The sequence below is a fragment of the Kitasatospora sp. NPDC051164 genome (assembly GCF_044455625.1).
Lineage (GTDB): Bacteria > Actinomycetota > Actinomycetes > Streptomycetales > Streptomycetaceae > Kitasatospora.
Genome location: NZ_JBITFB010000061.1, coordinates 21,499 through 30,911 on the forward strand (window position 1 = coordinate 21,499; position 9,413 = coordinate 30,911).

Here is a 9,413-nt window from a genome sequence, read left to right on the forward strand (position 1 = left end):
GCCCGGGTGAACGTCCCGCACCCCGGTGCCCCACTCGGGCGCGAGTTCCGGTGGCCCGCTTTACCGGCCCGCCGGGACGCGCTAGCGTGGCCCGATTGTGGGTGAGGAATTCGCCGGGCGCATTCCGCGATTTCCTCCCGGTCGGCACCCCCGAGAATTCCTAGGGGTAGCCGGCCGAAATCGTAGGGGTGCTGAGGGGCCCCGTAAGGGGTTATCCGGCGACGCATTCCCGTGCCACGCTGGCCAACGGTGTTTGATACCGTCAGCCGGGTAGTGGAGCGCGCGATGATGAACCAGTCCGAGGAATTCATTCCGGAGCCGGCCGGCGCGGATGTCGCAAATTCGGACGGCGTCTCGTCCTGGCGCGCGCGGCTCGCCGACTCCTCCGAGGCCGAGCAGCAGCGGACCGTCCTGAGCCTCGTCCTGGACCGCGCCAGGGAGGCGCTGCGCGGCCGCTCCGGCGCCGCCGTCGACGCCGACCGGCCCTTCCTGGAACTGGGCTTCGACTCGCTCGCCGCCGTGGACCTGCACAGCAGGCTCACCGCCGCCACCGGGCTGCGCCTGCCGGTCACCCTGGTGTTCGACCACCCGACCCCGGCCTCGCTCGCCCGCCACCTGCGTGCCGAACTGCTCGGCCTGGCGGCCGAGTCGGAGCCGCTGCCGGCCTCCGTCGGCGCCTCCGACGAGCCCATCGCCATCGTGGCGATGGCCTGCCGCTTCCCTGGCGACGCCCGCAGCCCCGAACAGCTGTGGCAGCTGGTCGCCGACGAGGTCGACGCCGTCTCCCCGTTCCCGACCAGCCGCGGCTGGGACCTCGCCGGCCTCTTCGACGACGACCCCGACCGGGCCGGCACCTCGTACGCGCGCGAGGGCGGCTTCCTGCACGACGCCGACGAGTTCGACCCCGGCTTCTTCGCCATCTCGCCGCGCGAGGCGCTCGCCATGGACCCGCAGCAGCGCCTGCTGCTGGAGACCGCCTGGGAGGCGTTCGAACGCGCCGGCATCGACCCGACCGGCCTGCGCGAGTCCCGCACCGGCGTCTTCATCGGCGCCGAGGCCCAGGAGTACGGCCCCCGGCTGCACGAGGCCGCTGACGGCATGGAGGGCTACCTCGTCACCGGCAACGCCGCCAGCGTCGCCTCCGGCCGGATCTCCTACACCTTCGGCTTCCAGGGCCCGGCCGTCACCGTCGACACCGCCTGCTCCTCCTCGCTGGTCGCCCTCCACCTCGCCGTACAGTCGCTGCGCCGCGGCGAGTGCGGCGTCGCGCTGGCCGGCGGCGCGGCCGTGATGGCCGGACCGGGCTCCTTCGTCGCCTTCAGCCGCCAGCGGGGCCTGGCTCCAGACGGCCGCTGCAAGCCCTTCGCCGAGGCCGCCGACGGCACCGCCTGGGGCGAGGGCGTCGGCATGCTCCTCGTCGAGCGGCTCTCCGACGCGCAGCGCAACGGCCACCCGGTGCTGGCGGTCGTCCGCGGCTCGGCGATCAACCAGGACGGCGCCTCCAACGGCCTGACCGCCCCGAACGGGCCCTCCCAGCAGCGGGTGATCCGCCAGGCCCTCGCCGACGCCGGCCTGACCGCCGCCGACGTGGACGCCGTCGAGGCGCACGGCACCGGCACCACCCTCGGCGACCCGATCGAGGCCCAGGCCCTGCTCGCCACCTACGGCCGGGACCGCGAGGCCGACCGGCCGCTCTGGCTCGGCTCCCTCAAGTCCAACATCGGCCACACCCAGGCCGCCGCCGGCATCGGCGGCATCATCAAGACCGTCATGGCGATGCGCCACGGCGTCCTGCCGCGGACCCTGCACGTCAACGAGCCTTCCCCGCACGTCGACTGGGCGTCCGGCGCGGTCGAACTGCTCACCGAGGCCCGCCCCTGGCCGGAGACCGGCCGCCCCCGCCGGGCCGCCGTCTCGTCCTTCGGCTTCAGCGGCACCAACGCCCACGCCGTCCTCGAACAGGCCCCGCAGACCTCGGAGATCCCGGCCGCCGAACCCGCCACCCGCGCGCCCGCGGCGCTGCCCTGGGTGCTCTCCGCCCGGACCCCGGAGACGCTGCGCGCGCAGGCCCGCCGGCTCACCGCCCACCTCGACGCGCACCCCGAGCACCGCCTCGCCGACCTCGGCCACTCCCTCGCCACCACCCGCACCGCCTTCGAGCACCGCGCCGTCGTGGTCGCCGGCGAGCGGGACGGCTTCCGGCGCGCCCTGGACGCCCTCGCCGACGGCCTCGGCGCCCCCGGCCTGCTCCAGGGCAGCACCGCCCCAGGGCGCACCGCCTTCCTCTTCACCGGCCAGGGCAGCCAGCGGCTCGCCATGGGCCGCGAACTCTACGAGACGTACCCGGTCTTCGCCCGCGCCCTCGACCAGGCCGCCGGCCACCTCGACCTCCAGCTCGAACGGCCGCTGCGCGAGGTGCTGTTCGCCGCCGAGGGCACCCCCGAGGCCGAGCTGCTGCACCGCACCGCCTACACCCAGCCCGCCCTGTTTGCCGTCGAGGTCGCCCTCCACCGGCTCGTCGAGTCCTGGGGCCTGCGTCCCGACGCCGTCGCCGGACACTCCATCGGCGAGTTCGCGGCCGCGCACGCCGCCGGCGTGCTCACCCTGGCCGACGCCGCCCTGCTGGTCGCCGCCCGCGGCCGCCTGATGGAGGCACTGCCGGCCGGCGGCGCCATGGCCGCCGTCCAGGCCACCGAGGACGAGATCCGCACCACCCTCGCCGGCCGCGAGGCCGCCGTCGCCGTCGCCGCGGTCAACGGCCCCGCCTCCGTCGTCGTCGCCGGCGACGAGGACGCCGTCCTCGCCGTCGCCGCCCACTGGGCCGAGCAGGGCCGCAAGACCCGCCGCCTGACGGTCAGCCACGCCTTCCACTCACCCCACATGGACGCCGTGCTGGCGGAGTTCCGCCGCTGCGCCCAGGCCGTCTCGTACGCCGAACCCAAGGTCCCGCTCGTCTCCACCCTCACCGGCCGGACCGTCACCGCTGAGGAGATCGGCGACCCCGAGTACTGGGTGCGCCACGTCCGCGAGGCCGTCCGCTACTGCGACGCCGTCCGGACCCTGGAGGCCCAGGGCGTCACCACCTACCTGGAGCTCGGTCCCGAGGGGGTCCTCTCCTCGACGGGCCCGGACTGCCTCGCCGACCCGGACGCCGCCGTGTTCGTCCCGCTGCTGCGCGGCGACCGCCCCGAGGCGCACACCGCGACCGCTGCACTCGGCCAGGCCCACATCCGGGGCGCCGCCCCCGACTGGGACGCCGTCTTCGCCGGGCAGGGCGCCCGCCGTGTCGACCTGCCCACCTACGCCTTCGAACAGGAGCGCTTCTGGCTCGCGCCCGGCTCCGACGGCGGTGACGTCACCGCCGTCGGCCTCGGCGCCGTCGACCACCCCCTGCTCGGCGCCGCCGTCGCGCTCGCCGACGGCGACGGCATCCTGTTCACCGGACGGATCGCCCTCGACACCCACCCCTGGCTGGCCGACCACGCCGTGCAGGGCAGCGTCCTGCTCCCCGGCACCGCCTTCGTCGAACTCGCCGTCCGCGCCGCCGAACAGGCCGGCTGCGGCCTCGTCGAGGAACTCACCCTGGAGGCGCCGCTACTGCTGCCCGACCGGGGCGGCGTCCACCTGCAGATCGTGGTCGGCGGCGCCGACCGGACCGGCAGCCGCACCCTCTCCCTGCACTCGCGGCCCGAGCACGCCGACGCCGACGAGCCCTGGACCCGCCACGCCGGCGGCCTGCTCGCCCCCGCCGCCGACCCGGCCGGACCCGACCTCGCCGCCTGGCCCCCCGCCGACGCCCGGCCCGTCGACGTCCAGGACGTCCGCGCCCGGCTCACCGACGCGGGCTTCGGCTACGGACCGGCCTTCCAGGGCCTGCGCGCCGTCTGGCTGCGCGGCACCGAGATCCTCGCCGAGATCGACCTGCCCGAGCCCGCCCTCGACGGTGCCGACCGCTACGGCCTGCACCCCGCCCTGCTCGACGCCGCCCTGCACGCCCTCGGCGCGGACACCGCCGACGACGCCGTCCGCGGCGGCCTGCCGTTCTCCTGGCACGGCGTCACCCTGCACGCCGCCGGCGCCACCGCGCTGCGCCTGCGCGCCACCGTCCTCGGCCGCGGCGAGGTCGCCCTGGAAGCGGCCGACGCCACCGGGCAGCCCGTCCTGTCGGTGCGGTCCCTGGCGCTGCGCGAGATCTCCGCCGAGCAGCTCGACGCCGCCCGCGCCGCCCGCAGCGACGCACTGTTCCGTGTCGAGTGGACGGCCCTGCCGGTCTCCGCCGCCACCACCGGCCGCTGGGCCGTCCTCGGCGCCGCCACCCCCGAACTCGCCGCCCTCGGCGCCGAGCAGTACCCCGACCCGGCCGCCCTCACCGCCGCCGTCGAGGCCGGCCGCGCCGCCCCCGACGCGGTGTTCCTGCCCGTCGGCCCCGTCGACGCCGAGCAACCGGACGACCCGGCCGCCCTCCGCGCCGCCCTGCACCGGGCACTCGACGCGGCCCGGCAGTGGCTCGCCGACGACCGCCTCGGCGCCGCCCGGCTCGTCCTCACGACCGGCGGCACGGCCGACGGCCCCGGCGCCCTCGCCCGCGCCGCCGTCCGCGGCCTGATCCGCTCCGCCCAGCTGGAGCACCCCGACCGGCTCGTCCTGCTGGACCTCGACGCGCACGGCATCCCCGGCGAGGTCCTGGCCGGGGCCCTCGCCTCCGGCGAACCCGAACTCGCGGTCCGCGAGGGCGCGGTGCACGTCCCCCGGCTCGCCCGGGCGCGTACCGCCGCCGACCCGGCCGGGGCCGGTGCCGCCCCCGCGTTCGGCCCCGACGGCACCGTCGTGGTCACCGGCGCCTCCGGTGCCCTCGGCACCCTGGTCGCCCGCCACCTGGCGGCCGAGCACGGCGTCCGCAGCCTGCTGCTGCTCTCCCGCCGCGGCGCCGACGCCCCCGGCACCGCCGAACTCCTCGCCGACCTCGCCGAGCACGGCGCCGAGGCCACCGTCACCGCCTGCGACGTCTCCGACCGCGCAGCCCTCGCCGCCGCACTCGCCGGACACCGGCTCACCGGCGTCGTCCACACCGCGGGCGTCCTCGACGACGGCGTCCTCGACGCCCTCACCCCCGAGCGCCTCGACACCGTCCTGCGGCCCAAGGCCGACGCCGCCCTCCACCTCCACGAGCTGACCGCCGACCAGCCGCTCACCGCCTTCGTCCTCTTCTCCTCCAACGCCGGTGTGCTCGGCGGCCTCGGCCAGGCCAACTACGCGGCCGCCAACGCCGTCCTCGACGCCCTCGCCGAACACCGTCGCGCCACCGGGCTGCCCGCCACCTCCCTCGCCTGGGGCCCGTGGGCCGACGGCGGGATGGCCGCCGGTCTCGACAGCGCCGACCTGCAGCGCCTCGCCCGCAGCGGCCTGACCGGCCTCGCCGACGACGAGGGCCTCGCCCTCTTCGACACCGCCACCGCGACCGCCGAACCGGTGCTCGTCCCGATGCGCCTGGACCTCGCCGCGCTGCGCGCCCAGGCCGCCGCCGGCACCCTCCCCGCCCAGCTGCGCGGCCTCGTCCGCACACCCACCCGGCGGACCGCCCGCGCCGGCCGCTCCGGCGGCACGGACCTGATGCGCCGCCTGGCCGGCCTCTCCGACGCCGAGCTCGACCGCGAACTCCTGGAACTGCTGCGCGTGCGGGTCGCCGCCGTGCTCGGCCACGCGTCCTCCGACACCATCGACGCCGGCCGGGCCTTCAACGAGCTCGGCTTCGACTCGCTGACCTCCGTCGAACTGCGCAACGAGCTGAACGCCGCCACCGGGCTGCGCCTGCCGCCCACGCTGATCTTCGACCACCCGACCCCCGCCGCGCTCGCCGCCCACCTGAGCACCGAGATCGCCGGCGCCGCGGAGCAGTCCGCCCTTCCCGTGGCCGCCCCCGCCCGCCGCGACGACGAGCCGATCGCCATCGTCGGCATGGCCTGCCGCTACCCCGGCGGCGTCTCCTCGCCCGAGGAGCTGTGGCAGCTCGTCACCGGCGGCGTCGACGCGATCTCCGCGTTCCCGTCCGGCCGCGGCTGGGACCTCGACCACCTCTTCGACCCCGACCCGGACCACCCCGGCACCTCGTACGCCGACCAGGGCGGCTTCCTGCACGGCGCCGGCCTGTTCGACGCCGCGTTCTTCGGCATCTCGCCGCGCGAGGCGCTCGCCATGGACCCGCAGCAGCGCCTGCTGCTGGAGACCTCCTGGGAGGCGTTCGAGCGGGCCGGCATCGACCCGGCGACGCTGCGCGGCAGCCGGACCGGCGTCTTCGCCGGCGTGATGTACCACGACTACGCGACCCGGCTCGGCGCCGTCCCCGAGGGCGTCGAGGGCTACCTCGGCACCGGCACCTCCGGCAGCATCGCCTCCGGCCGCGTCTCCTACACCTTCGGCCTGGAGGGGCCGGCCGTCACCGTCGACACCGCCTGCTCGTCCTCGCTGGTCGCGCTGCACCTCGCCGTTCAGGCGCTGCGCCAGGGCGAGTGCACGATGGCCCTGGCCGGCGGTGTCACCGTGATGGCCACGCCCGAGGCGTTCGTCGACTTCAGCCGCCAGCGCGGCCTCGCCCGCGACGGCCGCTCCAAGTCCTTCTCCGCCGCCGCCGACGGCACCAGCTGGTCCGAGGGCGCGGGCATGCTCCTCGTCGAGCGGCTCTCCGACGCGCAGCACAACGGCCACCCGGTGCTGGCGGTCGTCCGCGGCTCGGCGATCAACCAGGACGGCGCCTCCAACGGCCTCACCGCCCCCAACGGCCCCTCCCAGCAGCGGGTGATCCGCCAGGCTCTCGCCGACGCCGGCCTGACCGCCACCGACGTGGACGCCGTCGAGGCGCACGGCACCGGCACCGCCCTCGGCGACCCGATCGAGGCGCAGGCCCTGCTCGCCACCTACGGCCAGGACCACACCGACGACCGGCCGCTCTGGCTCGGCTCCCTCAAGTCCAACATCGGCCACACCCAGGCCGCCGCCGGCGTTGCCGGCATCATCAAGATGGTCATGGCGATGCAGCACGGTACGCTGCCGCAGAGCCTCCACCTCGACGAGCCCTCGCCCAACGTCGACTGGGCGTCCGGCGCGGTCGAACTGCTCACCGAGGCCCGCCCCTGGCCGGAGACCGGCCGCCCCCGCCGCGCGGGCATCTCCTCCTTCGGCTTCAGCGGCACCAACGCCCACACCATCGTGGAGCAGGCCCCGGCCGCCGTCCGCACCCGGAAGCCCGCCGACCAGGCCCCGGCCGTCCAGCCGTGGGTGCTCTCCGCGAAGAGCGAGGACGCGCTGCGCGAGCAGGCCCGCGCCCTGCTGACCCACCTGGACCGCACCGCCGGCACGCCCGCGGAGGCGACCGATGGCGACATCGCCCTCTCGCTCGCCACCGGCCGCGCCGTCCTGGAGCACCGGGCCGCCGTCATCGCCGAGGACCGCGCCGACCTGCTGGCCGGCCTCGCCGCCCTGGCCGCCGGCGAGTCGAACGCCGACGTCCTGCAGGGCACCGTCACCGCCGGCCGCACCGCTTTCCTGTTCACCGGGCAGGGCAGCCAGCGGGCCGGCATGGCCGCGGAGCTGACGGCCGCCCACCCCGCCTTCGCGGCGGCCTTCGACGCGGTCTGCACCGAACTCGACCGCCACCTGGACCGCCCGCTGCGCGAGGCGATCGCCGACGAGGCACTGATCGGCGAGACCGGCTGGACCCAGCCGGCGCTGTTCGCCGTCGAGGTGGCGCTGTTCCGCCTCCTCGAGTCCTGGGGGGTCCGCCCGGACTACCTGGCCGGCCACTCGATCGGCGAGCTGGCCGCCGCCCACGTCGCCGGGGTGTTCTCGCTCGCGGATGCCGCGAAGCTGGTGGCGGCTCGTGGCCGGTTGATGCAGGCGCTGCCGCGCGGCGGTGCGATGGTCGCGGTGCAGGCCACCGACGAGGAGGTGCTGCCGCTGCTGACCGAGGGCGTCGGCATCGCCGCCGTCAACGGCCCGACCTCCGTGGTGATCTCCGGTGCCGAGGACGCCGTCCAGGCCGTGGTCGCCGGCCTGGCGGGCCGCCGCACCAAGCGCCTGACCGTCAGCCACGCCTTCCACTCCCCGCTGATGGACGGCATGCTGGACGACTTCCGCGCCGTCGCCGAGCAGATCACCTACGAACTCCCGCGGATTCCGATCGTCTCCACCCTCACCGGCGCGCTCGCCTCGACCGAGTTGACCGACGCCGAGTACTGGGTGCGGCACGTCCGCGAGGCCGTCCGCTTCGCCGACGCCGTCTCCGTCCTGGAGGGCCGGGGCGTCCGCACCTACCTGGAACTGGGCCCCGACGGGGTGCTCTCCGGGATGGGCCAGGACTGCGTCACCGAGGACGCCCTCTTCACCCCGGCCCTGCGCGCCGGACGCCCGGAGACCCGCACCCTCACCACCGCCCTCACCCTGCTGCACCTGCGCGGGAGCGCCGTCGACTGGCCTGCCGTCTTCGCCGGCACCGGCGCGCGCCGGGTCGACCTGCCCACCTACGCCTTCCAGCGCCAGTGGTACTGGCTGGAGAACCTGGCCGCCCCCGCGCCCGCCGCGGCCGCGGTCGACGCCGTCGACGCCCGGTTCTGGGAGGCCGTCGACACCGGCGACCTCGACGCGCTCTCCAGCACTCTCGCCCTCAGCGGCGACCAGCCCCTCAGCTCGGTGCTCCCGGCCCTCTCCGCCTGGCGCCGCCGGACCCGCGAGCAGGCCACCACCGACGCCTGGCGCTACCGCGCTACCTGGAAGCCGATCGGCGAGGCCGCCACCGCGCTGACCGCCGGCGTCTGGCTGCTCGCCGTCCCGACCGGCTCGGCCGAGGGCACCGCCGTGCTCGGCACGGTGCGGGCCCTCACCGACCGCGGCGTGGACGTCCGCCAGATCGAGCTGGACGCCGCCCGCACCGACCGCTCGGGCCTGACCGAACTCCTCGGACAGTGCGTCGCCGACGGCGCAGCCGTCGCAGGCGTCCTGTCGCTGCTCGCCCTCGACGAGCGCCGGACCGACGGCGTGTCGACCGGGCTGCTGCTCACCACCCTGCTCGTCCAGGCGTTGGGCGATGCCGGGGTCGGTGCGCCGTTGTGGTGTGTGACGCGTGGGGCGGTCTCCACCGGTCGTTCGGAGCGGGTGGCGGATCCGGTGCAGGCGCAGGTGTGGGGTCTGGGCCGGGTGGTGGCCTTGGAGCATCCGGAGCGTTGGGGTGGTCTGATCGATCTGCCGGAGGTGTTGGACGGGCGGGTCTTCGGGCGGTTGGCGGGTGTGCTGGCCGGTGGTGGTGAGGACCAGGTGGCGGTGCGGTCTTCGGGTGTGTTCGTGCGTCGTCTGGTGCGGGCTGTGCGTGGTGAGGGTTCGTCGTGGGTGCCGTCGGGGACGGTGCTGGTGACGGGTGGTACGGG

Annotated in this window: 1 pseudogene; it reads left to right on the top strand. The window is 76.2% G+C overall.

The window, feature by feature from the left end:
• Positions 1-354: 354 nt before the first annotated feature.
• A pseudogene (locus ACIBEC_RS45210) lies at positions 355-9,413 on the top strand (type I polyketide synthase); the annotation flags it as partial.